The organism is Caballeronia novacaledonica (assembly GCF_900258035.1).
GTDB lineage: Bacteria > Pseudomonadota > Gammaproteobacteria > Burkholderiales > Burkholderiaceae > Caballeronia > Caballeronia novacaledonica.
The window spans coordinates 329,658-356,033 of sequence record NZ_OGTP01000001.1; the positions used below are offsets into that span (position 1 = coordinate 329,658).

Genomic DNA, 26,376 nt, shown 5'->3' on the forward strand with positions numbered 1-26,376 from the left:
CAGAATCAGTTCGACAGCGACAGATACGGCGAGCTGAACGCCTGCGGCGGAAACACCGGCGCCGCGCCGCTCTGACGCGTGAAGCTGTAGCGCACGTAGACGGCGGCGAGCCACTCGCGATACTGATACGCGTTGCCGAACGATGCCGTCGCGCCAAAGGCGAGCTGCGGCGCGAGCTGGTATTCGCCCGTCGCGCCGAGCGAGTACGACACGCCTGTCTTGCTCTGGCCGGGATACACCGCGCCCGCGTCCGGCGTCGCGCCGGAGTTCGCGGCGATCGTCTGATACGTCGAGTTCGTCGGGAAATAGTTCGACGCATCCTGACGATAGTGCTGCACGCCGATCGAGCCCTTCAGGTCGTAGGTGAACAGGCCCGTGCGTCCCGCGTATTCGACCGGGAAATTCAGGATCACGTACTGCTGCGGGCTGAAGTAGCCGCCTTGCCCGTACGTGAAGTACGACAGGTTCTTGTCGTAGTGCATCAGCGTGGTGTTCGCGCCGACGGTCAGCATCTGGTCCGCATCCTTAAAGATGCGCGTGTAGATGCCGCCGCCGCCCTTCACCGCGTTGTTGGTCGCGACCTGCTTGCCGTCGAGGAACTGATACGCCGCGTTCAGGTAGACGCCGCTCGTGCCGTCGTCCCAGCCGAGGTCGGCGCGCGCGCCCGTCGATGTCACGCCGCCCCATTCGAGGCCCGCGCCCTGATCGCGCGCGCCCGCGTAGGAGAGCAGGCTGTCGGTGACGGCGCGGCGGGCGACGGCGAGCGAGTACGAGACCTTGTCGCTGATCGCGTTCTGATACTGCAATCCGCCGACGACATTGGTTTCGCGGAAGCCGAGCGGCGTCGTGCCGACATCGCCCTTGAAGTTGCGATTCTCATAGCCGACCGAGAGGCCGACGCCCGTCGCCGTCTGCGAGCCGTAGTTGTTCGTCGGCGGCGTGGCGGTCGCGCCGAGGCCCGAGCCGAAGCGCGCGAGCGTGTTGGGCTGGCTGCTCGCGGTGCCGGCATCGAGCGTGACGGGCGTCGCGCGCACGATCACGTGCCCGTTGCCCGCCTTGATGCGGCCTTCGATGGGCGCTTCGATATCGGTCAGGTTGGAGAGGCCGTCCTCGCCGTCGCGGCTGCGGAAGATGAGCCCGCCGGAAATCGTGCTCGCCTGCTCGCGATTGATCTGCGCGAGTTCTTCCGCGACGCCCGCGGTCTGCGAATTCGCGACCGGAACGGGAACGCCGCCCGCGCTCATCGTCGCGGCCGCCGCGGCGCGCTGAGACGGCTGCGCCTGCGTTGGATAGTAAGGCTGCGCATAGCCCGCCGGCGGCTGCGGGATATACGGCTGCTGCGCGTACTGTTGCGGCGGCGCGTAGTAGGGCTGCTGGCCGTACGGCGCCTGCGCGTATGGCGGCTGTTGTGGCTGTTGCGGCGGCGCGCCGTAGGCGTAGGGATCGGCGGGACGCGTCGGCGCCGGCTTGCGCGATGACGCCTGCTTTTTCTTCGTCGTCGCGGCTGCGGGCGGCGGGGCGTAGGCATTCGACTGCGCGTCGCGCGCGCCGGGCGACATCGGCCAGGGCTGCGCGTACGGATCCTGTGCGGCGTAGGGCGCTTGCTGCGGATACGCCTGCTGCTGCGGATAGCCTTGCTGCTGCGGATAACCCTGCTGCTGCGGATACGGCTGATACGCCGGCGCTTGCTGATAACCCGCATCCTGTCCCGGATAAGGCTGCAACGGCGCGCCCGATTGCCCCGAGCCGTACATGTCCGGGCCGTATCCGCCGCTCGAAGCCGAACGCGGCGCGGCGTTGGGCATCGCCGGCGGAGCGGAGGAAGGCGCGACATACGGCGTCGTATAAGGCGCGGGCTGAGGAGGCGGCAGATAGTTCGGCACGGGCTGCGAATAGCTTTGAGGAAGAACCTGACGATAAGACGCGCCCGAAGCGAGCGCCGGATTCGACGCCGTATCGACGGCCGTCTTGCCTTCGAACGGATTGGTGCCGGGCAGCGGATTCGAGCCGATGCGGCTCATCGCGCTTTCCCAGCCCGGCGGAACATTGCCGCGTCCCTGCGCCGGCGCCACCGGCGCCGGCGTGTTGGCGGCGAGGAGCGAGCGCTGCAGGAACTGCGCGGCGAGATCGAGCTTGCCTTGCGCGCGATACATCCGCCCGATCGCGGCGAGCACGCCCGGATCGTTCGGCGCGGCCTGATAGGCCTGATTCGCGTAGGTCTCGGCGAGCTTGAAATCGCGCACGCCGCTCGCGGCGGACATCGCGGCCGTCTGCAGGCCGATGTCCTCGGGACGGCGCGACAGCGCGTTCTGATAGCAGGTGAGCGCATTGCGGTCGTCGCCCGCCGACGTGTACATGCGGCCGAGCGCCGCCTGCAGATCCGCGTTGTCGGGCATCGCGGCGAGCCACGGCGAGATCACGTCGTAGGCGGCGGCGAGATCGCCTTGCCTGCGCACGACATCCGCCCGCGCCACGACGATCCCCACGTTCAGATTGTTGAAGTCCGCACGCTGCTGCGTGGTCAACGGCATCGACTGAAGGCGGCGCATCACGGAGCCGAGCTCGGCGTCCTGCTGCGTCGCCGACAGAATGCCCGCGTATTGCAGCAGCAGGCCGGTGTCGTTCGGCGCATTGGCGATCGCCCCGCGCACGAGCGACAGCGCCCGTTGCGGATCGCCCGCCTTCACATACGCCGACGCCACCGCGCCCATCAGTTCCGCGTTGCCCGCGGCGACCGGCTCGGCGCGGCGCAGGATCGCGAAAGCCTGCTGGCGCTGGCCCGCGGCGGCGGTGCGCGTCGCGAGTTCGGCTTGCTGTTGCACCCACAGACGATGCTGCAACGCGGTCATCGCCGGCGTGCGCTGCGCGGCGGGAATGCGCTCGAGTTGCGCAAGGCCCGCCGACCAGTCCTGCGTTTCGGCGGAGAGCAGCGCGCTCGCGTAGAGCGCGTCGGTCATGTCGGGATGCGTGGCGAGCAGGCCGTCCATCATGCTGCGCGCATTGCCGACCGCGCCCTGACGCACGTAGATGCGCGCGAGGTCGAGCCGCAGCCACGGATCGTCGGGATTGTTGAGCAGCGCGTCTTCGAAAAGACTGCGCGCCGCGCCGAGATCGCCGCGCGCTTCGGCGGCGCGCGCCTGAGCCGCCTGCGCTTCGCCGCGCAGCTTGTTGATGCCGCCCGCTTTTGCCTGCTGCTCCGTATTCAGCCGATTGGCGAATTCGAGCGCTTCGTCGCCGCGACCTTGCGCGGCCAGCGCGCCGACGAGCCCGCGAATCGCATCGGGATTGTCGGCCTGACGGCGCAGCGCCATGCGATACGCCTGTTCCGCGCCGCGCGGATCGCCGTTTGCGAGCAGCATTTCGCCGAGCAGCACCTGAGCGGTGACATCGGACGGATTGATCGCGATGGCGCGCTCGAAAAGCGCCTTGGCCTGCGCGATCTGGCCGTTGCTGCGCGCGCCGATCGCGTCGCTCGTATAGGTCCAGTAGGTCGCGCTCGTGAGCGCGTCCTTCCAGCGTGCCGGATTGCCCGCGCGCGACGCGCGTTCGAGATACGTGCGCGCCTCCGCGAAACGCTCCTGTTTGAGCGCCGCGACGCCCATGCCGCCGAGCGCGTCGGCGTCGTTCGGATCGCTCGCGAGCACCGACGAAAAACGTGCGCGCGCCGTCACGAGATCGCCGCGATCGAGCGCGGTGAAACCTTCCGCGACGGTGCGTCCGCGCGCATCGACGGCGGCGCCGGCCTGCGCGCGTTCGCGGGCGGACTTGTCCTGCTGGACCATCGAATCGAAGCGCGCTTTCACGGCGGCGTCGTCCGGCGAAACTTGCAGATAAGCCTGATAAAGCGGCGCATCCGATGCGCGCGCGCCCAGCCACAACAGCGCCTGCCGCCAGCTCTTTTTCGCATCCGTGCCGACGGAACTGTCGCTCGAAAGCTTCGCGAGCCGTGCGATGCCGTCGCGCCGGGTCGTGTCGCGATACGTCAGATGCTGCGCATACGCAAGCTGATAGCGCGGATCGTCGGGATTCTGGCGCGCCAGTTGTTCGAGACCGCGGCGCGCTTCGTCCCAGCCTTGCGGCGTGGCGGCGAGCGCCTGGTAATACTCGAGCTGAAGCTCGGGCGTCGCGGGCTTGCCTTCGATCGCGCGTTTGTATTCCTGCACCGCCGACGCGCTTTGTCCGCTCTGCGCGAGACGCCGCGCGTCGTTGACGGTCTGATCGCGCGAACTGGTTTCGCCCAGACGCCGGCCGAGTTCGTCGATGTTCGGATAGTTCGGCGCGACCTGCCGCAACTGCGCGAGATACTGCTGCGCGCCGCTGCCGTCCTTGCGGTCGGCGAGCACCATGCCCATGCCGAAGAGCGCGTCGGGCTGCTTCGGATTGATGCGCAGCACCTTCTGCCACGCCTGCTCCGCGAGATCGCCGCGCTTGTGCGCCTGCCAGTACTTGCCCTGATCGATGAGCACCGTGAGCGGATCGGCGGTCTGCGCGAACGCGATTGCCGGCGCGGCGCAGAGCAGCGCCGCGATCACGCGTTTCTTCGTCTGGATCAGCATGCGCTTCTCCAGTTCGGCGCGAGACGGCCGTTTTCATCGAAGCGATAATGCCCGTCGACGAAACCGCCGCCGAACAGGCCGAGCACGCGGTCGTAGTAGACCGGCTCGCGTCCCGCGCCCGGCGGCGCGACCAGCGCTTCGAGATGCGTGCGCGCGAGGCCGAGGCCGCGTTCGTCGTTCAGCGCCTTGAAGTACGGCGCGAGCGCGCCCCAGTACGACAGCGGACCTTCGCCGCTCGCCGCGCCGCTGATGGTCGATACCTTCTCCGGCGGGAAACCCGTCTGCGCGACGCTCTGGCGCATGCCGCCGAGCGCGTCGAGCCACGGGCGCGCGAGCGGATCGCTCATCGGCGTCATGCCGGCCCACAGATAGACGCGGATCGCGTCGTAGCTGCCGATATCGCCGTTCTTCGGATCGACGACGAACTGGCCGTTCTGATACGCGGCCCAGTCCGGCGCGTAGCCGCGCGGCGACGTGACCTTGATCATCTTCGCGGCGTTCTGGGCGAGCTTCGTCCACGGACCGTCGGGCATTTCGTGCGCGAGGCCGCGCAACACCGGCAGCGGCAGATAGCTCGGATTCAGACGCGTGACATCGCCGACGCGAAAGCCTTGCGGACCCGGCAGCAGCATCGGACCGAGGCCCGGCAGATCGACGATTTCCTGCTTCACGATCTGCGTCGCGAGCGCATAGGCGAGCTTCGTGTACATCGGCTCCTTCCACAGACGGCCGGCCTGAAAGAGGTCGTAGGCGATCCACAGATCCGAATCGGAGGCCGGGTTCGGGTCCATCACGCCGAACGAGCCGTCCGGCTTCTTGCCCCATTGCCACGCGGGCAGGCGCAGGTTGGCCGCATCGAACTGGCTGGCCGACAGATTCGTGCGCGTCCAGTTGAGCAGACGGTCGAACGTCGCGCGGTCGTTCGCGGCGAGCGCGAAAAACATCGCATACGACTGGCCTTCGGACGTGGTTTGCTGCGCTTCGGTCGAACGGTCTACGACGCGGCCATCGGCCTGCACGACACGCTCGACGAAGAGGCGATACGCCGGCCAGTCGCATTGCTGCGCCGCCTCGGCGCCCGCCGCCGAAGCGGCGATGACTGCACCGGCGAAAATCTTGGCGGTGGATACCCGCATATCAGTCCCTCAGGCGCCGCGCGGCGATCGAGCGCAGCGCGCGGTAGAACAGGGCGGCGATGACGAGCGCGGCGAACACGCCGCCGAGCACCAGCAAAAGCGGATGCGACGACAGCGCCCAGCGCATGTAGTGCATCGGCGAAAGATGGCCGACGTAATACGCCTCGCCGTTCGATGTCACCGTCACCGTGCGGCCGTGGATCACGGCCATCGCGCCTTGAATCGACGGCAGCAAATCGTTGTCGAGCAGGGCGGCGGACAGGTCGGCGTCGGACTGGCCGGCCGCGCTGATGAGCGCCACCGCGCTGCGTCCGCTCTTCAGCGGCGATTCGAAGCCGGTCAGGAGCGCGTCGCCGTTGGCGCTGACGAGCGAGAGATCCGCCCGCGCGGGCGAGCGTTCTGGACCTTGCTCGCCATGCCACCAGTCGACGAGCTTGAACGCGACATCGGAGAGCTGGAAGGTGCGCGCGTCGCCGTCGCCGGAGAAGGGCATCTGTTTGGCCCAGCGCTGCAACAGCGGCTGACGGCCCGGCGAGCCGAGGATCAGCAGGTCCTTGTCGGCGAAACGGTCGACATCGCTCGCGCTCGTCACGGTGACGCCCGTCACCGGATAGCCCGTCGATGCGCCCATGCGGCCCATTTCCAGCAGATACAGGCTGTAGTCGGCGGAATTCGGCTCGTTCGGCAGCACGACCGCCGTCTGCGAAAGATCGGCCAGGCGCGTGAACGGGAAGCCGCCGTTCGCGAACGCGGCCAGATCCGGCAACGCCATATAGTGCGGGAAGCCCGAAAGATCGATGGTCGAATTCGGATCCACCGCGCCGACGACGTTATCCAGCACGCGGCCCTGGCATTCGCCGGTCTTCGGGATGTCGTAGTAGAAGTGCAGGCGCAACTGCGCGCGCGGCGTGATGAGCAGCGGCGGCAAGTAGATCTCGCGGCGCGCGGCGACGGTCTTGTCCGGCATCACGCGGCTGAAGTACGTGCCGAGATCGAACGTCGATGTCGATACCGCCGGAATGCGCAGCGACTGCACGAAGCCGTTGTTCACGCTGATGTTGAGCGACGAGCGGTCCGGCGCCGGGCGCACCGTGTAGCGATAGCCGAGGTCGATCGGCACGCCCTTCGTCTGCCACATGAAGAGATCGGGCGGCACGCGCAGATTCACGCGCACGGCGTCGGCGTCGTAGCCGTGGGCGGTCAGGTCGCGCGCTTCCGCGAGTTCGCCGAAACGCACGGGGCGGTCGGTCGGCAGCCAGTTCGGCGCGTCGTACGGGCGGCGCGGCTGCAGGTCGTTGAACTGCGTGATCGTCGCGCTCGTGCCGGACAGCGTGTTCTGGCCGACGCCGAGCGCCTTCGCGGCGAGCTTCAGTTCGTTGTCGTCGCGGCCGAGCACGAGCAGGAGGCGGCCACGCGCGTTCGCGTCGCGTTCGACGAGCGCGATGGTCGGACCGGAGACCGGCGGAATATCGACGCCCGCGACCTTCGCATCGCCGACGGCGAACACCACGGCGTTGCCCGACAGCGGCACGTTGTCGGTCTGCGCCGGGAAGATCGCGCCGCGATAGCCCGCGAGCGAGCCGAAATACGACGCGACCATGCCCGCGGATTCCAGCGCGGCGAGACTCGGCTTGCCCGCGAACACGAACGGCAGTTCGAGGCGGCGCACGTCGCGGCGGTCGAAGAACGGCTGCGGCAGCGCGGCGAGATCGGGCTTGTTGGCGATCGACGCATACGTGAGATCGAGCGAGCTCGCGTTGCTGACGGTCGCCCAGAGCGTCGAGCTCGACGGGTCTTCGCATTGCTGCGTGTAGTGCCCGATCAACTGCACGTTGAGGTGATTGAACTCGGTGATGAAGCGCGGATCGATCGCCACGTCGCGCGCGACCAGCACGCCGGCCTGATCGCGCGGCACCGGCAGCGTCGCGGCCACTTCGCCGTTGATGAGCACCTTCAGTTGCGAGATCGACGGCAACAGCGACGGCGAATAGCTGTAGATGAGATGCAGGATCGCGCCGGTCACGACTTCGTCGCCACGCACCGAGAACGCGATGCCGTTCTGGCCATCGGTGCCGCGCAATTGCAATGGATCGAGCGCGCCGTAGTCGGCGAAAGTCAGCGTCTGGCGGCGTCCGCCGGGCACGAGCGTGCCGGGATCGGCGGTCGTCGGGATGCGCGACGTGAGCGGCTTGTCGGGCTTGCCGGAAAACGCGGGAACGGGCATCGCGAGCGCCGGCTGCTGGATCGCGGCGGCGTTGTACACGACGGCCGGACTCGGCGCGGGCACGGCGCCGACGCCGGTCGCCTGCTGCGTGCCGCCCGCCGGCGCATTGGCTTCCGCCGCCGCCGCGATGGAAGCGAACGGCGCCGCGAACGCGGTCTGCAAGGCCATGAAAGCGGCCAGCGCGCGGCCCAGCGGTCTTTCGCAAAAACGCGGCGCGCGCTCGCCCGTTTGTTTTTCAACGCGCAACTTCGACATACCCGTGCCCATTATTGGTCTTTGGTTTTCAGCTTCTTCACATCGACTGGGCGCTTGTTCATCCAGGTACGAAGGTCGCTGTACAAATGCTCGAACAAACCTGCAATGCCGCGCGTGCCCACCAGCAGCACGTGCGACAGGCCGCGCAGCGGCGTATCCGGGCGGCGTCCCTCGGACCAGCCGGTCCAGGCATCCGCGCGCGCGAAAGTCGTCTTGACGAAGTCGTATTCCTGCTCGCGCGTGAGCTGCGAGAAACGCAGGCCGACGCGGCCCGGCTCGGTATAACCGACGGTCGCCGGGAACGCGTATTCCTCGTCGCCGCGAAAGAGGGAAACGGTGACGCGCTCGTGCATCGGCACTTCGATCTTGCTCGGCAGCGCGACGCCGACGCCGCCCTCCGAGTAATCGATGGTCTCGCACGCGAGCGTGCGGCCGGTCGAGAACTTGAGCATCACCGGCATTTTCATGGTCACGCGATGCGTCGCGCGCACCTGCTTGCGCTCGCTCGCCGCCGCCACCGACGCGCCGAGAATCAGCATGTTGTAGACCGTCCAGCAGAGATTGAGGATGGTCGTGTTCACTTCGCTGCGAACGTGCCAGTACATGACGATATGCACGATGCCCGCGACGAAGCCGAGCAGGTTCAGCAGCAGCAGGAACAGGTAAGGCCGCGAGATGTACCAGTCGAAGTAATCCTTCGCGATCTGGCCGCCCTTGGCCGTCACGTTGAACTTGCCGAGCTTCGGGTTGATGACCGCGAGCAGCGTCGGCGCGGTGATGTACGACGCGAGCACGGACTCATACACTTCGGCCCAGAACGAATGGCGGAAGCTGCGCTGCATGCGCGAATTGGTGATGCTCGCGTGCATCATGTGCGGCAGCGCGAAGATCGCGATGGTGCTCGCCGCCGCTTCGATCACGTGCGCCCCGAAAAACAGATACGACAGCGGCGCGGTCAGGAACACGAGACGCGGCACGCCATAGAAGAAGTGCAGCATGCCGTTCAGATAACAGAGCCGCTGGCCGATCTTGAGGCCCTTGCCGGTCAGCGGATTGTCGATCCGGAAAATCTGCGTCATGCCGCGCGCCCAGCGGATGCGCTGGCCGATATGCCCCGACAGACTTTCCGTCGCCAGGCCCGCCGCCTGCGGAATCGCGAGATACGCGGTCGTATAGCCGAGCCGATGCAGCTTGAGCGCGGTGTGCGCGTCTTCCGTCACCGTCTCGACCGCGATGCCGCCGATCTCTTCCACCATCGAGCGGCGCAGCACCGCGCACGAGCCGCAGAAGAAGGTCGCGTTCCAGAGATCGTTGCCGTCCTGCACGAGGCCGTAGAACAGCTCGCCTTCGTTCGGCACCTTGCGGAACGTGCCGAGATTGCGCTCGAACGGATCGGGCGAGAAGAAGTGGTGCGGCGTCTGCAACATCGACAGCAGCTTGTCGCGCAGAAACCAGCCGAGGCAGATTTGCAGGAAGGAGCGCGTCGGAATGTGGTCGCAGTCGAAGATCGCGAGGAATTCGCCCTTCGTGATCTTGAGCGCCTCGTTGATGTTGCCGGCCTTCGCGTGCCGGTTGTGCGTGCGGATCGTCCAGTTGACGCCGATTTCCTCGCAGAACGTCTTGAACTCGGGGCGGCGGCCGTCGTCGAGCACGTGGATGGCGAGTTTGTCGGACGGATAGTCGAGCGCGAGCGCCGCGTAAATGGTCGGCTTCACGACCGAGAGCGGCTCGTTGTAAGTCGGGATGAAGACGTCGACGGTCGGCCACTGGCTGCGATCGGCGGGCAGCGGCAGCGGCTTGCGCTTCAAGGGCCACGCGGTCTGGAAGTAGCCGAGCAGGAGCACGAGCGACGCGTAAACTTCGGCCACGACCAGCAGGAGGCCCCACGCGGCGTCGAGCGGACGTTCCCAATAAGTCGTTTCGGTGAGACGCCAGAACATGTAGCGGCCCGACGCGACGATCGACAGCATGATCATCACGAGCGTCGCGTACTGGCCTTGCAGGCGCCGGAAACCGAGCGCGCACACGAAGCAGATCGTCGCGAAGGCGAGCTGCTGACCGAACGCGAGCGGCACCGTGACGACGAAATACAGCGCGAACGCGGCGAAGATCGTGAGCAGAATCACGACGACGCGGCTGCCCCAGATGCCCGCATCGACGAAACGTTCGAGGCGCGAGGTCGCGACGCTGACCTCGGTTTCGGGCGACGGGATCTTGGCGGAACTCATGCGAGCTTCCTCGACGAGGCGGCCATCGCGTCGACGGCGGAGAGGAGCCAGTCGCCGCACGCACGCAGATCGGCGGCGGCTTGCGAAAGCGGATCGTAATGAATGAGCGTCGTGTCGCACGCAAGCGACTCGGAAACGCCTTCGTCCTGATGGATCACGCCGGGGAACAGCTTCGTGCCGAGCATGTTGCGCAGCACCTTCAGCACGTCTTTGGCCAACTGGCGCGACTGATCGACCTGATTCACGACGTAGCCCTGGCCGCCGAAATCCGGGCGCGGCGCGGCGTAGGCGTCGATCATGCGCTCCATGCCGGGGATCGCGGCGTAGGACGCGGCGTCGGCCAGCACGACGTTCAGCGCGAAGTTCGCCGCCGTCAGCGCGGTGCGCGTATAGACGGACGAACCCGGCGGCGTATCGACGATGACGATGTCGCCGGCGTCGAGCGCGAGCGACTGGAGCGAGTGGGCGAGCCACGCGGGATCGCTGTCGACGAGCGCTTCGAAGCGGCGGCGGTCGTCCTCGATCACGGCGCCGTAGGGCAGCACGGTCACGCCGTCGACGCCGTCGAACATCACCGTTTGCCACGGGTCGCCTGCGAGCGTCGCGCGCGAAATGCCGTCGATGCTGTCGAGCGGAATGCCGAAATGCAGGCGCAGCGCGTTCTGCGGATCGAGATCGAGCACGATCACGCGACGATTGCGCGCGGCGAGCACCGAAGCGAGATTGGCGGCGAGCGTCGTCTTGCCGACGCCGCCCTTCGCGGAAACTACCGTGATGACTTTCATGAGCGTGAGTGACGGCTTGCGTGAGCGGCGTGGCCGGCGCCCGCTTGCGTGTTCGTGGATTCGTCGTCCTGCGAACGGGCGTGGCGCAGGCGCTCGAACATGGCGTCGAGCGAGCCGGCGGGCGCGCCCGGGACGTTTTGCACCGGCTGCTTGAAGAGCTTGCCGAGAATCGACTGAGGCGCGGCGGGCGCGGGTTCGGGCGTGCGAGGTGTCTTGACGGCGGGCGGTATCGGCACGGCCTGAGCGGGCGTGCGGCGCGCCAGAAAGTTCGAGCCGAACGTGGCCGGCGCTTGCGTGCCGACGGCATTCGCCACGGGCTTCGATTCGGCCGGCGCGGCGGGCGCGGGAGCCGGATCCGCGGTCGTTCCGGTTTCGTTCGACGCCGCTTCGCCGAGCACCGAAAAGCGCAACGCGCTCAGCGACGCCGCAGCGGGCGGATTGACGGCCGGAATCGTGCGGCGATGCGGCCGCGTGAAGAGCGGCTGCTTGCCGCGATGAATCGGCGTCGGCTTGTCGGCCGGCTCGTCGGGCGTTTCGCTCGAACGTGCGCGCGAGGCGTTCAGTTGCGCGTCGCGGCGCGGCGCGATTTCGGGAATCGCCGGCTGTGCGAAGTCGAGCGTGGCGAGCAGCGGCCAGCGGGTGCGCGCCGTCGTGGCCTCGTTCTCCCGGCCGATTTCCTGATAGTTGCCTGCATTGCCGCCGAAATGATCGAACAGCTTCTCGATGTCGCGCGAAGTATTCATGATGCCGCTTCCTCGTCGTGCCTGTTTCCTGATGCCTGGCCGATGCTGCTCGTCTGGAGTCGCCCGCCGGAACGCTCGATGCCGCCGCATCGAGGCGGCGGTCGAATAACGCTAAAAACGCTTCAGGCCGCGACGCGCGCGAGCCTGAATTCGATGGCCGCGTCGTCGCCGAATTCGCTCGCCTGACGGATCGCCAGTCCTTGCGCGCCGAGCGCGGCGAGCCACTGCTGATACGCCCCTTCGAGAAACGCGGGCGTCCACGCGAGCGCGCTTTCGCCGAAGGCGGGCAGCGGCGCGCAGTAATGCACGATGCTCAGATAGTCGCGTTCGTCGGAGAGTTCGACGAAACCCCAGTCGGTGTCGTGCCATAACGCGTTGAGCGCGTCGGCGAGCGCCGATGTCGAATCGCAGGGCGGCAGCGGCCGGGCCTCGGCGAAGCGGCTGCCCACGCGATGCATCAACTGACGCAGTTCGTTACGGCCGATCTGCGCTTCGAATTCGTCCGCAAGGGCGGCCAGCAGGCCACGCCATTGCCGGGAAATCTGGCTGTCCAACAGGTAATTGAAAATAGCGGCCATGTTTTGGGTTCGGCAGGGCGCGAGCCACAGCGCGTGGTTGAACATTCTTGTTTACGTCCTCGCCGGCCATCCCTTTAACCCGCGAGCATTGATCCGGACGTTTGTCCAGGCGCTATTACACGTCTGAACTTACTTCAATGCGATTGTTTTCGCCAGTGGAAAGACTATCAGCGGAATTTCGCGTTGGATCGGGTGAACAGGACGTGGCGAACGACCCAATTCGGAGGTTCGGCGCCCACGGGGATGGACGAAGGTTCGACACGCGCGCGCCTGTCGCGAAATCCCGGTGCGGGCCGCCCGGCGCGGCGGAGGCGGCAGTGTACCATCTCGTTAATGCGATGAATCGACGTGTTGTCTCTGATTCGCACCGATTGACTTCCGGCGGAATCGTATGATCTTGTCACTCGGCAAACGTTTGATTGGTCGTACTAAAGTAGCAGTAATTACTTGCCGTCCGGCAGAAGACTTTTTGCTTCGAGCGACGGGCGAGGTCGAAAAAAAAGCGCCCCGAGTGGGGCGCCTTGCATGGAAACTGGAACGTTCAGGGATTCGCGCGCACTGCGTCTCTGACTGCGTCCATCACAATGCCGTAATTGAGCGGGATGTCCAGCGAATCGGAGTAGCCGGGTTCGTCGGCGGACTCCTTTTGGACTGCGCGAACCGGAATCGATTCGTAGGCGGTTTCGCCTGCCGGATTGTCGCGTCCTTCGATGGCACCCTGCAATTGCGGATTCTTCACGATTAACTCCTTCCGGTAATGGAGCGGCGAGGAACTGCAATATAAACCAATGTCATGACATTTTGGCGACTTCGATTTGGGAACTCGCTCTGAAACCGCTGCGCGCGGCGCGCCGGTAATCGCCGCAATGTTGCGTTTAGAGAGAGTGCGGGGCCTCTAGTGTAACGGCAGCGTGCGCGTCCGAAAGCGCAGTTTGATTATGACAGTGATGTGTCGATATTGCGGATCGAGACTGGAATCGGCCCGAAAATTGCATGATCATATGTCTATTACGTATGCTTTTACAAATGACCGTGCGCTAATTGATTCTCCGTTTTCGTCTGATGTAGAAATGCGCGCTCTCGAAAGCGGCGGCGGTGCGACGGTTTATTTCCCTTTAACATGAACCGGCTGTTTCGACGACGCCGGTGCGACGCCATGAAAGGAAAGGAGGACGTGGCATGAGCAAAATCGCGATTATCGGAGCGACGGGCAATGTCGGCAGCCGTTTGCTGGAGGAAGCGTTGCGGCGCGGGCACACGGTCACCGCAATCGCGCGCCACGCTTCCGCGCTCGAAAAGCGGGAGGGCGTGCGCGCCGAGGACGTCGATGTGCTGGATGCGGACGCGCTGGCATCCTCGCTCGCCGGACACGACGCGGTGTTCAGCGCAACGCGCTTCGCGACGGTTCCGGAAAGCGCGATCGTCGAGCCGATGAGGCGCGTCGGCGTGCGGCGACTGCTGGTCGTCGGCGGTGCCGGCAGCCTGTATGCGGCGCCTGGCCAGCGCGTGCTCGATTTGCCGGGTTTCCCCGACGCGTACAAGCCCGAAGCCACGGCAGGCGCGGCTTTTCTCGATGCGCTGCGTCGCGAACGCGATGTCGACTGGACTTTCGTTTCGCCGTCGGCGGAGTTCGTGCCCGGTCCGCGCACGCAAAAATTCCGCCTGGGCGTGGATGAATTGCTCGTCGACAGTACCGGCCGGAGCTGGATTTCCTTCGACGACTACGCAATCGCCTTCTTCGACGAATTCGAGCGCGGCGCGCATATCCGGCAGCGCATCACGGTCGGCTATTGAGCGAACGCGTGCGGCGGCGCATGCCGCCGCTTTCGCGTCAGCTTTCCAGATCGACTTCCATTTCCTCGGCGTTTTTGGGCATCGCGGCGGCGAGGATCATCGCCGCCGCATTCTGCGGCTTCGGATCGCGCTGCGACGGCCGATAGACCTGATCGCCGCGATGAACCGGCATTCCCGATAGCGAGCACACGCCTTCGGCCGTCGCCGTGGTGGCGCGCCAGCCCTGATAACCGTAATGGCAGGTGCCGGGATCGGACCAGTACACGAGCGCCGTCGCGCTGCTCGGACGCTCGATCACGCGGACGATCGCCTGCGGGAACGGCAACCGGTCATTCGAATGATGCGGGTGCGTGCGATTCCAGTCGCGCGTCAGACGGTCGAGAAACGCGCTCTCCGCGCGCGCGGATTTCTGGGATGGAGCTGTGCGAGCGATGTCCGTGGGCATCGCTTCGAGCAGGTGAACCGTCTGTGACCACGGGTCCGCTCTTTTCGTAAAAGCTGTCATGGCATTGTTCCAGGCTTTGACTCGACCTAGAACGTACGTCATTAAGCATATTCCGATAAATACTGCATCAGTGAATACACTATCCCGCTCTTACGAATAATCGGGCGAGGAGCGTGGAGAACCTGCGTAGCGCCTTGACTGGCGGGCGTTCAGGCGATTCGTAAGGCAGCTTGCGGACCGACGCTGACGGCGCTATCGGCCACAATCACCCAGTTTCACGATGGATTTGTTCGAGATTTCCGCGAATTGTCCGGCAAAACGCGCCGGCGTGCTCGTCAGGCCACCGCGCGCGCCGCCGCACGTCCACGCAACCATTCAAGCGCAAGCAACAAACTCGTCGAAAACACGATGAGGATCGTCGCGAGCGCGGCGATCGTCGGACTGATGTTTTCGCGGATGCCGGTGAACATCTGCCGTGGCAGCGTCGTCTGATCGGCGCCGGCGAGAAAGAGCGTGACTACGACTTCGTCGAAGGACGTGGCGAACGCGAACAGCGCGCCCGAAATCACGCCCGGCGCGATCACCGGCAGCGTCACGCGGAAGAACGTCTTTAGCGGACTTGCGCCGAGCGACTGACTCGCGCGGACGAGGTTGTAGTTGAAATTCTGCAGCGTCGCGCCGACGGTCGTCACGACGAACGGCACGCCGAGCGCCGCGTGCGCCAGAATCAGCCCGAAATACGTATTGGCGATGCCAAGCGGCGCGAAAAACAGATACATGCCGACGCCCACGACGATCACCGGCACGATCATCGGCGAAATGAGCACGGCCATGAGCACGCTCTTGCCGAGAAAATTCGCCTTCGTGAGGCCGACCGCCGCGAGCGTGCCCAGGATCGTCGCGACGAGCGTCGCGGAAGGCGCGACGATGAAGCTGTTCTTCGCGGCCATGCGCCACTCGTCGGACATGACGAGGTTGTGATACCAGCGCATCGACCAGCCGGGAATCGGGTAGACCAGGAACGTGCTCGACGAAAACGACAGCGGCACGATGGCGAGCACCGGCAAGATCAGATAGAGCAGCGTCAGCACGCAGATGATGCGCAACGCGAAATACCAGACGCGTTCGATGGCGGACGTGTGCGGCGCGAACATCGGTTTGGCGAGTTTCATTCTTTACCCCAGGCTCACGTTTGAGCGGGTGAAGCGGCCGTAGACCACGTAGAGCAGCAGCGTCGCGGCGAGCAGCAGCGCGCCGAGCGCGCACGCCATGCCCCAGTTGATCGTCACGTTCGTGAAATAGGCGATGTAATAGCTGACCATCTGATCGTTCGGCCCGCCGAGCAGCGCCGGCGTGATGTAGTAACCGATCGCGAGAATGAACACGAGCAGCACGCCCGCGCCGATGCCCGGATAAGTCTGCGGCACATACACGCGCCAGAACGCGGCGAACGGATGACTGCCGAGCGAAACGGCCGCGCGCTGATAGGTCGGCGGCACGGACTTCATCACGCTGTAGAGCGGCAGGATCATGAAGGGCAGGAGAATGTGCGTCATCGAGATATAGACGCCCACGCGGTTGAAGAGCAGCGCGAGCGGCGAGCCGATCAGCCCGCTGCCGAGCAGCGCCTTGTTCACGAGCCCTTCGCTTTGCAGCAGCACGATCCACGCGGCGACGCGCACCAGCACCGACGTCCAGAACGGAATCAGCACGAGCACCATCACGAGATTGGCGCGGCGTTCGGGCAGCGTCGAAATCCAGTAGGCGAGCGGATAGCCGAGCAGCAGCGCGAACAACGTCACGCCGAAGCCGATCACGAAAGTGCGGCTGAAGACGTTGAGATAGATCGATTGATCCGGATCCGCGTGAACGATATTGCCGAAGCCGTCCTGCTTGTGATCCAGCGACGCGAGGACGTAGAACGGCGAATAGCGGCCCGCGTTCTTCGCGATCGCCTGCCAATAGGCGGGGTCGTTCCAGCGGTCGTCGATGTCGAGAATCTTCGCCTTGATCTGCGCGGCGGGCAGCGGCTTGCCGTCGTCGCCGGTGAGCGGCATCGCGCGAGTGGTTTTCGCGACGAGCGAGCGGTAGCCCGGAATTTCGGTGTTCAGGCGCCGCGCGAGCGCGCCCATCGAGTCGCCGTCGGAGATCGCGGTGAGGTCTTGCGCAAGCGCTGCGTAAGCTTCGTCCGATGGCGGCGCCTTGCGGTCCCATTTCGCGAGCGCCGCGCCGGTGTGCGGCAGCGCGTTTGCGACTTCGGGATTTTCGATCGCACGCGTGAGCAGCGCGCCGATCGGCACCACGAAAATCAGAAACAGAAAAATGGCGAGCGGCGCGATGAGCATGAGCGCCATGGCGCGCTTTTTCGCATCGGCGATCTTCAGTTCGCGCTTCAGACGCGCGCTCGATTCGCGCGATTCATCCGCGGGGATCGTCATGGTGTTCACGCTTGAGTCTCCTTCTTTGCGGTCGCGCTTCGACAAGCGCGACCGTCTCGCTGCCTGTGATGCGCTTACTTCGACGCCCACGCGGTGAAGCGCTGCTCGAGCTCGTCGCCGTGATCGGTCCAGAACGCCATGTCCTGCAGCACCGCGTTCTTCGCGTTCTCCGGCGAATTCGGCATGTCGGCCTTGGTCTTCGCGTCGAGCGCGGAGATCGCGGACTTGTTCACCGGGCCGTACGCGATGTTCTTCGCGTAGACTTCCTGCGGCTTCTGCGACACCGAATACGCGATGAACTGCTGCGCGACGTCCTTGTTCGGCGAGCCCTTCGGAATTGCCCAGTAGTCGAGGTCGTAGATGCTGCCGTTCCACACGACCTTCAGGTTCTTGCCTTCCTTGCGCGCCGCGTCGATACGGCCGTTATATGCGGTCGACATCACGACATCGCCCGCGACGAGGAACTGCGGCGGCTGCGCGCCCGCTTCCCACCACTGGATATTCGGCTTGAGTTCGTCGAGCTTCTTGAACGCGCGGTCCGCGCCGGCCTTCGTGCCGAGCACCTTGTAGACGTCCTTCGGCGCGACGCCGTCGGCCATCAGCGCGAATTCGAGGTTGTAGCGCGCGCCCTTGCGCATGCCGCGCTTGCCGGGGAATTTCTTCGTGTCCCAGAAGTCCGCCCAGCCCGCCGGCGCGCTTTTCAGCTTGTCGCCGTTGTAGGCGAGCGCCGTCGACCACACGAAGAAGCCGACACCGCAGGTTTGCGGCGATTCGGGCACGAGGTCCGACTTCTTGCCGATCTTCGACCAGTCGAGCTTTTCATAAAGACCTTCGTCGCAGCCGCGGCCGAGATCGCCCGATTCGACTTCGACCACGTCCCAGTTCACGTGCTTCGCTTCGACCATCGCCTTGACCTTGGCCTGCTCGCCGTTGTACTCGACGGCCGTGACCTTGTTCTTCGACGACTGCTCGAACGGCTGATTGAACGCGACTTTCTGCGCGTCGCCGTTCGCGCCGCCGAAATTGACGACGGTGATTTCCGCCGCGCCCGACGCCGCCGACATGCACGCGAGCGCCGCCGCCATGGAACACAGTGCGAACTTCTTCATGATGGTTTCCTCTCTTCTTTGACTTGGTTTTGTCAGTGGAACTGCTGCCGATAAAGGCGAACGCGTGTTTCAGGCGAACACACGCAGATGCTCCGGCGCGAATTCGAGCGCGACGGGCGCGCCGGGCATGAAGCCGTCGAGCGCGGCGGTGCCGAGCGGCACCTTGACGAAGCATTCGTCCTGCTCGCGCACGCCGCAGCGCATGCGCACGTGATCGCCGAAATAGATGAGGCTCTTCGCTTCGCCCGCGAGCGCGTTGACGTTGCCGTTCGCGTGGCCGTTGCCCTGCGTGAGCTTCATGCGTTCCGGCCGGATGCACGCAATGGCCGGCGCACCCGGTTTCGCGTTCGCGACGTTGAGCCCGGACAGACGCGTGCCGTCGGCGAGACGGAGATCGCAGAAGTCGCCCTGAATCTGCTCGATGGTGCCGCGCAGCCGGTTGCTGTCGCCGATGAAGTTCGCGACGAACTCGTTGCAGGGCGCTTCATACAGGTGATCGACGGTGTCGAGCTGCTGCACGATGCCCTTGTCGAACACCGCGACGCGGTCGGACATCGTGAGCGCTTCGCCTTGATCGTGCGTGACGTAGACGAAGGTGACGCCGAGTTTTTCGTGCAGCGCCTTCAGCTCGATCTGCATGTGCTCGCGCAATTGCTTGTCGAGCGCGCCGAGCGGCTCGTCCATGAGCACGAGCTTGGGCTCGAACACGAGCGCGCGCGCCAGCGCGATACGCTGCTGCTGGCCGCCGGAAAGCTGCGCCGGATAACGCTTCGCGAAGCTCTCCATGCGGACCATCTTGAGCGCGTTGTTCACGCGATGCGCGCGCTCTTCGGCGGACATCTTGCGCACCGTCAGCGGATATTCGACGTTCTGCTGCACCGACAGATGCGGAAAGAGCGCGTAGTTCTGAAACACCATGCCGATGTCGCGCTTATGCGGCGGCACCTTGTTGAGGAGCTTGCCGTCGAGCCAGATTTCGCCGCCGGTGGGGAATTCGAAGCCCGCGAGCATCATGAGGCAGGTGGTCTTGCCGGAGCCGGACGGCCCGAGCAGCGTGAGGAATTCGCCCTGATAGATATCGAGATCGAGCGATTTGACGACGAGCGTTTCGCCGTCGTACGTCTTTCGCACGCCGCGAAAGCTGACGATCACCTGATCGGATTTCATCTTCCGTGTCTCCTTCGGAAAACCCTGATACTGCCGACCGCCTCGCGGCGCCCGGAAATTATTTCCACTGCTCGCGATAACTATAGCCCGCCACGGTTCTACAATGGGGAGCCATTTCAATATTCAAAATAGAACCACTTGGGCGCTACGGACAAGTGGCTCCGAGCGATGGGAGACTCATGGATACCATCATCCTGGCCGACTGGCTGAGCGCGCGGCTCGACCGTTCCGCCGCCGAGCCGATGTACCGGCAAGTGCTCGAACTCATGCAGCAGGCCGTTCTGACGGGCCAGCTCGCGCCGGGCACCAAGCTGCCGAGTTCGCGGATGCTGGCGACGGATCTGGGCATCGCCCGCAATACCGTGCTGCATGTCTACGATCAGCTCACCGCCGAAGGCTATGTCACGTCGACGACCGGCAGCGGCACCTATGTCGCCGACACGGCGCCGCGCGATGGCGCCATCGGCGCGAAAGAGCAAGCCGGGGAAGCGAAGGCGCCGTGCACGATCTCGCGCCGCGGCGAGCGTCTGATCGCGCAGGCGGGCGTGTCGCCGAAGCAGTGGGGCGCGTTCATGCCCGGCGTGCCGGACGTCGCGGAATTTCCCGCGCGCACGTGGAGCCGCCTGCAGGCGCGCCTGTGGAAGCGCGCGAGCCCTGAACTGCTCACGTACGCGCCGGGCGGCGGCTACCGGCCGCTGCGGCGCGCGCTGTCGGATTATTTGCGCGTCGCGCGCTCGGTGAAGTGTCAGCCGGACCAGATCATCATCACGACGGGCATTCACCAGTCCATCGATCTCGCCGTGCGCCTGCTCACCGATTTCGGCGATCGCGCGTGGGTCGAGGAACCGTGCTACTGGGGCGTGCGCAGCGTGCTGCAGTCGTCGGGGCTGACGCTCGTGCCGATTCCCGTCGACGAAGAAGGACTCAATCCCGCCGCGCGCGACATGGCGGAGCCGCCGCGCATCGCGCTCGTGACGCCGTCGCATCAATATCCGCTCGGCATGGTGATGAGTCTCGCGCGACGCCGCGCGCTGCTGGAGTTTGCGCGCCAGCACAAGGTGTGGATCATCGAGGACGATTACGACAGCGAGTTCCGCTATGGCAGCCGGCCGCTGTCATCGCTGCAAGGGCTCGACGACGCGGGACAGGTCATCTATGTCGGCAGTCTCGGGAAGATGCTTTATCCGGGGTTGCGCATGGGCTATATGGTGGTGCCGGACAATCTCGTCGATTCCTTTCGCACGGGCGTCGCCGAGCTCTATCGCGAGGGGCAGTTGATGCAGCAGGCCGTGCTCACCGAGTTCATTCTCGACGGCCATCTGACGTCGCATGTGCGCCGCATGCGCGGCCTGTACGGCGAGCGGCGCGAACTGCTGATCAACGCGATCCGGGCGCGTTTCGGCGATTCGCTGTCCGTGCGGGGCGATGAAGCCGGCCTGCACTTCGTGCTCGATCTGCCCGATTTCGCCGACGACCGGGCGATCGCCGCGAGCGCGCTTTCGGCCGGCGTGGTCACGCGGCCGCTCGACAACTATTACCTGAACCGGCTCGCGGCGAGAAAGGGTTTGATGCTCGGCTACGCGTGCGTGCCGAACGATCAGATCGCGCCTCATTTTGCGAGGCTCGCGGATGTCGTCGAACAGGCGATATCGCCGGTTGCGGTCGTGTGAATCCGGCGCCGTTACGGATTGCCCCGTTGCGCCGCCGCGACCGCCCGCACCACGCGTGCAAGCGCTTTCAACGCATCCGCGGGCGACTCGGCGAATTGCGCGGCGACGATCGCGCCATCCACCGCCAGCGCGAGTGCCTGCGCGTCTGCTTTCGCCGTGCGCGCACCCGGCATCAGCGTGCGGATCGCCGCGGTCATGTCGCGCTTGTGACGCCGCGAAATATCGACCGCTTGCGGCAACGTCGCGCCGACTTCGACGACCGAATTGATGAACGCGCAACCGCGATAACTTTCGCCGCCGAACCATTCCGCCAGCGCGGGCACGAGCGCATTGAGCGTGCCGCCGTGGCGCGCGAGCGCATCGCGGAACCACGTCATCCAGTTATCGTGACGGAATTCCAGGAACGCGACGATCAGATCGTCCTTGCTCGGAAAGTAGCGATAGAACGTCTTCTTCGCGACGCCCGATTCGGCGATCACGCGATCGATGCCCGTTGCGCGAATGCCGTCCCGATAGAAGAGATCGTGCGCGGTATGCAGAATGCGCGCGTCCGGCGCGAGCCCGGAGAGATCGAATGGAGAAGCCAGAGTATTCATGCAATCGATTGTAGACAGGTTCGTCTACCTGCGCTAGAGTGCGTCCAGTAGACAGACCTGTCTACCTATTTCATCGCTTGATAGAAGAGGAATCGCCATGGAATCCAAGCCGCCGTTTCCGCCGTTCGATGAAGCATCCGCCACGCTCAAAGTCCGCCTCGCCGAAGATGCGTGGAACACGCGCGAACCCGAGCGCGTATCGCTCGCGTACAGCGTGGACACGCGCTGGCGCAATCGCGCGGAGTTCGCGAACGGGCGCGAGGAAGTGGTCGCGTTCCTGCGCCGCAAATGGGCGCGCGAACTCGACTATCGGCTGATCAAGGAGCTATGGGCGTACAAGGGCAATCGCATTGCCGTGCGCTTCGCTTACGAATGGCACGACGACGCCAACAACTGGTACAGAAGCTTCGGCAACGAGAACTGGGAATTCAACGAGGCGGGACTGATGACGCATCGCCATGCGTCGATCAACGATCTGCCGATCAAGGAAGCGGATCGCAAATATCACTGGCCGCTCGGCCGCCGGCCCGACGATCATCCGAGCCTGAGCGACCTGGGCTTCTGAAGCTTTGACGCCGGGCGCAGCGCTTACTTCTTGATGCGGCGCGCGGCGTCGACTGCCGCGCCCAGCTTGGCTTGCATCTTGCCCGCTACTTTTTCGGCGGTGCCGCGCATTTGCGTGCCACGGTTGCCGGTGGCCTTGCCGACGGCCTCGCGCACGATGCCTTTCATCTGGCGAGCCGTACCTTCGATGCGGTTCTTGTCCACGATGTCCTCCGACGTTTGGCGAGGCACGAGCCTCGTCCGGGAACTTCGCATCGTTCATGCCCGCCGGCTTCGCTACATGTCGCGGCGGCGGCGGAATGCCCACCATCCGGCGAGCACGGTGAACGTCGCGACGATCGCGACCAGCAGCCAGAAGCCGTGATGATTCTCCGCGAGCGGAATGCCGCCCACATTCATGCCGAAGAAACCCGCGATGATGTTGATCGGCAGTGCGAGCACGGTGACGAGCGTCAGCGTGAACAGCGTGCGGTTGCTTTGCTCGTCCATGCGCGTCGCGATTTCTTCCTGCAGGAGCTTGATGCGCTCGACGAGTCCCGCGAGATCGTTGAGCACGAGCGAAAACTCTTCGGTCGCGTCGCGCAGATCCTGAATGTCCTGCGAATGAAGCCAGCGCGGCGGCCGCGCGAGCAGACGGAACACGGAGCCGGGCTCGGGTGCGAGCAGACGCTGCAGTCTCACGAGCACGCGCCGCAGGCCGCCGAGATCGCTGCGGGTCGCCGCGCCGCGCATCGAAAGAAAACGATCCTCGATGCCGTCGACCTCGACGCTCGTGCGCCGCACGATATGCACGAGCAGGTCCGCCTGATCGCGCAGGAGGTGCGCGAGCAATTCGGCGGGCGAGCGGAATATCTCGCCGCGTCTGACCGATTCGCGCAGCGAGTCGATCGAACGCAAGGGCTTGAGGCGCGCCGTGACGAGCAGTTTCTGATGCGTGTAGACCCACAGCGTCGCGATTTCGGCGGGCGTCAGCTCGAAGTTGAACATCACGTCGTTGATGACGGCGAAAAGCGCGCCTTCCTGGTGCTCGATGCGCGTCGAGTGCGAACCGTCGTTGAGCGTCTCGAAGAAGGCGTCGGGCAGGCCGAGGCGTCCGCGCATCCAGCGCTCGCAGGCGCTGTTCGCGAGATCGAAGTGCAGCCAGACGAATTCCCGGGTCGTGTCGTCGCGGGCGAGCCATTCGCTCGCGGCTTCGGCGTCGATCGGCTCGCCGGGCTGATCGACATGAAACCGGAAGCCGCAGACGAGGCCGGAGAAATCGGAGCCGTAAGGCGATCTTTGCAAGGTAGCGGGATTCATGCGGGCATTCGGTTGCATTCTGGGATGTCGGCGTGTCTGCTGTCGATGCGGGCTTCGACACTGTGCGCGCCGCCACGCGGTAGTGTGCCATCGGTCGTGCCCCGAATCGCGATCGTAACGCGCAAACGAAGTGTAACGAATGCCACGGGCGCGTCGGCGTGTGCAAATATGAATGTCATATTGTCGGCGTATGATCGCGCCACGCAAGAAGGGCGCATACGCGGCGCCCGCATCGAATCGGCCGCCCGCGCGGCGTCGCGTGCCAACCTTGGGAGAACGCAGTGGAAGACCGTGACGATCTGGACGGGGCGACGCAAACCACGGCGGGCGGGCTGATCCGTCTCGCGTCGTTGATCGCGGGGCTCGCGCGCGAAGGCGTGGTGGATACCCGCTTCGGCGCGAAGCTTCTGAAACGGCTCGACAAGGAAGCGCGCCGCATCTCCGGGCCCGACGCGGCGCCGCTGGACGACGCCGAGCAGGCCGCGCTTTTCGGCGCAATCGGGGAAGTGGATCTCGCGTTGCGCCAGTGCGACGCGGCATCGCTCGTCGAGGCGAACGCGCGCCTGCGCGAGACGGAAGGGGCGTCGGGAAAGCGTCGCAAGGGCAAGAAAGACGGCGACGCGTGAGTTTCGCGGGAGCGCAGGCGCAGAACGTGCTGCAACGCCGGCATGTGCTTTCGGTCAGTGCCCATGCCTGTCTCCCCACATTCCTCTTCTCACTGCTCCCTGTGGACCGACCGTAGCGTCGACATCGACCGCGACCCGTGGCGCATTCTCGTCGTCGATGACAACGTTCACAGCGCCGAAGCGCTTTCGGCCGCGCTCGAATCGGACGGTTTCGACACGCGCTTCGCGCTCTCCGGCGTCGATGCGCTGCGCGCGGTCGATGGCTGGATACCGCACGTCGTCATTCTCGATATCACCATGCCGGAGCACGACGGCTTCGCGACCGCGCGCGTGCTTCGCCGGATCGCACGCACGCGCGACGCGGTGATCATCGCGTTCACGGCGCTCGGCGAGGAAACCGTGCGGCGCGAAGGCGTCCATTCCGGTTTCGACGGCTACTGTCAAAAGGGCAACCCGCCCGCCGCGCTCGTTCGCCTGATCGGGAAGCTCGTGCATTGAGCGCGCGAATATCGAACGTTCGTTCGACAATCAATTGTTCTGTCCCTGGGAAGCAGCGCGTTCCGTCAAGTTGCGGCGCAACACGCGCGATCGCTTGCCGGGCGTGCATTTGGGACAAATCCGCACATTCGTGCGGCCAGCGATTGTTGGCGCACGGCGAAAACTGAATTGAAATTAATGGAGATAAAAAAGCGATAGTAGGGGTATACACTGCGCTTCATCGACGTAGCAGACAGTTTCTCGCAAGACCGCTGCGGCGCTTTCTGACCGAACGTCAACCGTCTTTGGAGCACACCATGAAACGCAATCTCATCGCTACCCTTCTGATCGCCGCTTCCGCCACGCTCGCCGCTCCCGCTTTCGCAAGCGGCTACGGTCCGGCTCCGTTCTACCGTCCGGCAGTTGGCGCGCCGGCTTCGCAACAAGGCCCGAGCGCACAAACGATCGCCGCTGAAGAACACGCCAACGGCACGAACTCGACCGCTTTCGGCGGCTCGCGCGACACGCTGTCTCAATCGGGCAACCGTGCGGCGCAATCGAGCAACAACCCGCAATCGGTCTTCTTCGGTCACTAATCGAATCGGCTGGCCCGGCTTATCCGCCGGGCGTATCGGTTGAAAGAGCGCTTCGGCGCCCGCCGACACGGACTCAAAAGGTCCGCGTTCAGCGGGCGCCGATCGCTTTTCAGGCAGCGAGCGCGCCGCGCATCACATTGGCGAGTTCCGACGCCTCGAACTTCGAAACATACGCATTCGCGCCGACCTTGCGCACATGCTGCTCGTTCGCCGATCCCGACAGCGACGAGTGAATCACCACCGGAATGTGCATCAGCCCCGTTTCCGCCTTGATGCGGCGCGTGAGCGTGAAGCCGTCCATTTCCGGCATTTCCAGATCGGTGAGCACGAGCGCGATATGATCCGCGACCTCCGTGCCTTCCTTCTGCGCTTTTCTCAGCGCGGCTTCCAGCACGTCCCATGCTTCCTGGCCCGTCTTGGTCATCACGAAGGGCACGCCCATCGCGGTGAGACTTTGCTCGATGAGCGCCCGCGCGACGCCCGAATCGTCCGCCGCGAGCACGCGCGCGCCGGGTTTCAATTGCAGACGCCCGGTGTTCGCCTCGGTGATATCGGTTTCCTGCGACGGCAGCACGTCACGCACGATGCGCTCGACATCGAGCACCTGCGCGAGCCGCGAGCCGTCGACGTTGCCGTCGAGCCGCGCGAAGCTCGTCACGGTCTTGCCGCCCGAGTGCGATTCCGCCGACAACACCTGATTCCATTCGAGCCGCACGATATCGTCGACTTCCTCGACCGCGAAGCCTTGCGTGGTGCGCGCGAACTCCGTGACGAGGAGGATCTTCGGCCCGTTTTTCGGCCGGCAACCGGTGATGCGCGCGAGGTCGATCACGGGAATGATCTGTCCGCGGATATCCGCGACGCCCAGAATCTCGTCGCTCGATCCGGCCACGGCCGTGATCGTCGGCATCGCGAGAATTTCGCGCACCTTGAAAACGTTGATGCCGTAAAGCTCGCGCTGTTCCGAGCCCGGCGCCTCGCCGAGCCTGAACAGTAGCAATTCGAACATGTTGCTGCCCGCGAGCCGCACGCGCTGCTCGATATCCTGTTGTGAACTGCTCACCTCGTTCTCCCTCTAAGCGGTGCGTCG

23 protein-coding genes are annotated in these 26,376 nt (G+C 65.1%); 6 read left to right on the forward strand and 17 right to left on the reverse strand.

Translation table 11 applies throughout. The annotated features are described in order from the left end of the window. Window positions 1-5: 5 nt before the first annotated feature. From NOV72_RS01510 to NOV72_RS01545, 8 genes are all read right to left on the reverse strand, one after another. Complete coding sequence (locus NOV72_RS01510) at window positions 6-4,556, reverse strand: cellulose synthase subunit BcsC-related outer membrane protein (RefSeq protein ID WP_106852806.1); 4,551 nt, start codon at window positions 4,554-4,556, stop codon at window positions 6-8. Beyond that, window positions 4,550-5,692, reverse strand: coding sequence for a cellulose synthase complex periplasmic endoglucanase BcsZ (gene bcsZ / locus NOV72_RS01515; protein ID WP_106852807.1), 1,143 nt, complete (start codon window positions 5,690-5,692; stop codon window positions 4,550-4,552). Before bcsZ ends, NOV72_RS01510 begins: the two co-directional genes overlap by 7 nt. Before the next feature lies 1 nt (window position 5,693). Then, window positions 5,694-8,183 carry a cellulose biosynthesis cyclic di-GMP-binding regulatory protein BcsB gene (gene bcsB / locus NOV72_RS01520; protein WP_106852808.1) on the reverse strand — a complete coding sequence of 830 codons (2,490 nt, stop codon included), beginning with the start codon at window positions 8,181-8,183 and terminating at the stop codon, window positions 5,694-5,696. Next, window positions 8,183-10,399 (reverse strand): UDP-forming cellulose synthase catalytic subunit, encoded by a 2,217-nt coding sequence (gene bcsA, locus NOV72_RS01525; protein WP_106852809.1) that lies wholly within the window; start codon window positions 10,397-10,399, stop codon window positions 8,183-8,185. The genes bcsB and bcsA overlap by 1 nt, the downstream gene beginning before the upstream one ends. Next, the gene (bcsQ, locus tag NOV72_RS01530) at window positions 10,396-11,184 is read right to left on the reverse strand and encodes a cellulose biosynthesis protein BcsQ (protein ID WP_106852810.1); all 789 of its coding nucleotides are present in this window, start codon (window positions 11,182-11,184) and stop codon (window positions 10,396-10,398) included. The genes bcsA and bcsQ overlap by 4 nt, the downstream gene beginning before the upstream one ends. Further along, window positions 11,181-11,927, reverse strand: coding sequence for a cellulose biosynthesis protein BcsP (gene bcsP / locus NOV72_RS01535; RefSeq protein WP_106852811.1), 747 nt, complete (start codon window positions 11,925-11,927; stop codon window positions 11,181-11,183). Before bcsP ends, bcsQ begins: the two co-directional genes overlap by 4 nt. 122 nt (window positions 11,928-12,049) lie before the next feature. Then, on the reverse strand, window positions 12,050-12,505 hold the full coding sequence (gene bcsD / locus NOV72_RS01540; RefSeq protein ID WP_106853222.1) for a cellulose biosynthesis protein BcsD: 456 nt from the start codon (window positions 12,503-12,505) through the stop codon (window positions 12,050-12,052). Between the two features lie 541 nt (window positions 12,506-13,046). Continuing rightward, complete coding sequence (locus NOV72_RS01545) at window positions 13,047-13,244, reverse strand: hypothetical protein (protein ID WP_106852812.1); 198 nt, start codon at window positions 13,242-13,244, stop codon at window positions 13,047-13,049. 440 nt (window positions 13,245-13,684) lie between these two features. Between NOV72_RS01545 and NOV72_RS01550 the strand changes: the two genes are divergently transcribed. Continuing rightward, window positions 13,685-14,299, forward strand: coding sequence for an NAD(P)-dependent oxidoreductase (locus NOV72_RS01550; RefSeq protein ID WP_106852813.1), 615 nt, complete (start codon window positions 13,685-13,687; stop codon window positions 14,297-14,299). A 37-nt stretch (window positions 14,300-14,336) separates the two neighbouring features. Here the strand turns inward: NOV72_RS01550 and NOV72_RS01555 are convergent, their stop codons facing one another. From NOV72_RS01555 to NOV72_RS01575, 5 genes are all read right to left on the reverse strand, one after another. Further along, complete coding sequence (locus NOV72_RS01555; protein ID WP_245932851.1) at window positions 14,337-14,804, reverse strand: DUF3331 domain-containing protein; 468 nt, start codon at window positions 14,802-14,804, stop codon at window positions 14,337-14,339. A gap of 275 nt (window positions 14,805-15,079) precedes the next feature. Then, window positions 15,080-15,916 carry an ABC transporter permease gene (locus tag NOV72_RS01560; RefSeq protein ID WP_106852815.1) on the reverse strand — a complete coding sequence of 279 codons (837 nt, stop codon included), beginning with the start codon at window positions 15,914-15,916 and terminating at the stop codon, window positions 15,080-15,082. Window positions 15,917-15,919: 3 nt separating this feature from the next. After that, a complete protein-coding gene (locus NOV72_RS01565) occupies window positions 15,920-17,191 on the reverse strand; it encodes an ABC transporter permease (protein WP_106853223.1) in 1,272 nt (423 codons plus the stop codon). Between the two features lie 65 nt (window positions 17,192-17,256). Further along, complete coding sequence (locus NOV72_RS01570) at window positions 17,257-18,291, reverse strand: ABC transporter substrate-binding protein (protein ID WP_106852816.1); 1,035 nt, start codon at window positions 18,289-18,291, stop codon at window positions 17,257-17,259. A 69-nt stretch (window positions 18,292-18,360) separates the two neighbouring features. Then, window positions 18,361-19,458, reverse strand: coding sequence for an ABC transporter ATP-binding protein (locus NOV72_RS01575; RefSeq protein ID WP_106852817.1), 1,098 nt, complete (start codon window positions 19,456-19,458; stop codon window positions 18,361-18,363). A 179-nt stretch (window positions 19,459-19,637) separates the two neighbouring features. Here NOV72_RS01575 and pdxR point away from each other — a divergent pair, with 179 nt between their 5' ends. Beyond that, complete coding sequence (pdxR, locus tag NOV72_RS01580; RefSeq protein ID WP_106852818.1) at window positions 19,638-21,128, forward strand: MocR-like pyridoxine biosynthesis transcription factor PdxR; 1,491 nt, start codon at window positions 19,638-19,640, stop codon at window positions 21,126-21,128. A gap of 11 nt (window positions 21,129-21,139) precedes the next feature. Here pdxR and NOV72_RS01585 read toward each other — a convergent pair whose 3' ends face one another. Continuing rightward, the gene (locus NOV72_RS01585; RefSeq protein ID WP_106852819.1) at window positions 21,140-21,724 is read right to left on the reverse strand and encodes a TetR/AcrR family transcriptional regulator; all 585 of its coding nucleotides are present in this window, start codon (window positions 21,722-21,724) and stop codon (window positions 21,140-21,142) included. Window positions 21,725-21,821: 97 nt separating this feature from the next. Between NOV72_RS01585 and NOV72_RS01590 the strand changes: the two genes are divergently transcribed. Then, window positions 21,822-22,289, forward strand: coding sequence for a nuclear transport factor 2 family protein (locus NOV72_RS01590; protein WP_106852820.1), 468 nt, complete (start codon window positions 21,822-21,824; stop codon window positions 22,287-22,289). A gap of 23 nt (window positions 22,290-22,312) precedes the next feature. On the opposite strand, the gene NOV72_RS01595 is transcribed toward NOV72_RS01590, so the two are convergent. Both NOV72_RS01595 and NOV72_RS01600 read right to left on the reverse strand, forming a co-directional pair. Beyond that, window positions 22,313-22,492 carry a CsbD family protein gene (locus tag NOV72_RS01595; protein WP_106853224.1) on the reverse strand — a complete coding sequence of 60 codons (180 nt, stop codon included), beginning with the start codon at window positions 22,490-22,492 and terminating at the stop codon, window positions 22,313-22,315. Window positions 22,493-22,564: 72 nt separating this feature from the next. Continuing rightward, window positions 22,565-23,587, reverse strand: coding sequence for a transporter (locus NOV72_RS01600; RefSeq protein WP_106853225.1), 1,023 nt, complete (start codon window positions 23,585-23,587; stop codon window positions 22,565-22,567). A 281-nt stretch (window positions 23,588-23,868) separates the two neighbouring features. Between NOV72_RS01600 and NOV72_RS01605 the strand changes: the two genes are divergently transcribed. The 3 genes from NOV72_RS01605 (at window position 23,869) to NOV72_RS01615 (ending at window position 25,286) form a co-directional block, all read left to right on the forward strand. Beyond that, the gene (locus NOV72_RS01605; RefSeq protein ID WP_106852821.1) at window positions 23,869-24,213 is read left to right on the forward strand and encodes a hypothetical protein; all 345 of its coding nucleotides are present in this window, start codon (window positions 23,869-23,871) and stop codon (window positions 24,211-24,213) included. Between the two features lie 63 nt (window positions 24,214-24,276). After that, complete coding sequence (locus NOV72_RS01610; RefSeq protein ID WP_106852822.1) at window positions 24,277-24,711, forward strand: response regulator; 435 nt, start codon at window positions 24,277-24,279, stop codon at window positions 24,709-24,711. Window positions 24,712-25,007: 296 nt separating this feature from the next. Beyond that, a complete protein-coding gene (locus NOV72_RS01615) occupies window positions 25,008-25,286 on the forward strand; it encodes a hypothetical protein (RefSeq protein WP_106852823.1) in 279 nt (92 codons plus the stop codon). 109 nt (window positions 25,287-25,395) lie between these two features. On the opposite strand, the gene NOV72_RS01620 is transcribed toward NOV72_RS01615, so the two are convergent. Continuing rightward, window positions 25,396-26,349 carry a chemotaxis protein gene (locus NOV72_RS01620; protein WP_106852824.1) on the reverse strand — a complete coding sequence of 318 codons (954 nt, stop codon included), beginning with the start codon at window positions 26,347-26,349 and terminating at the stop codon, window positions 25,396-25,398. Between the last annotated feature and the right edge of the window lie 27 nt (window positions 26,350-26,376).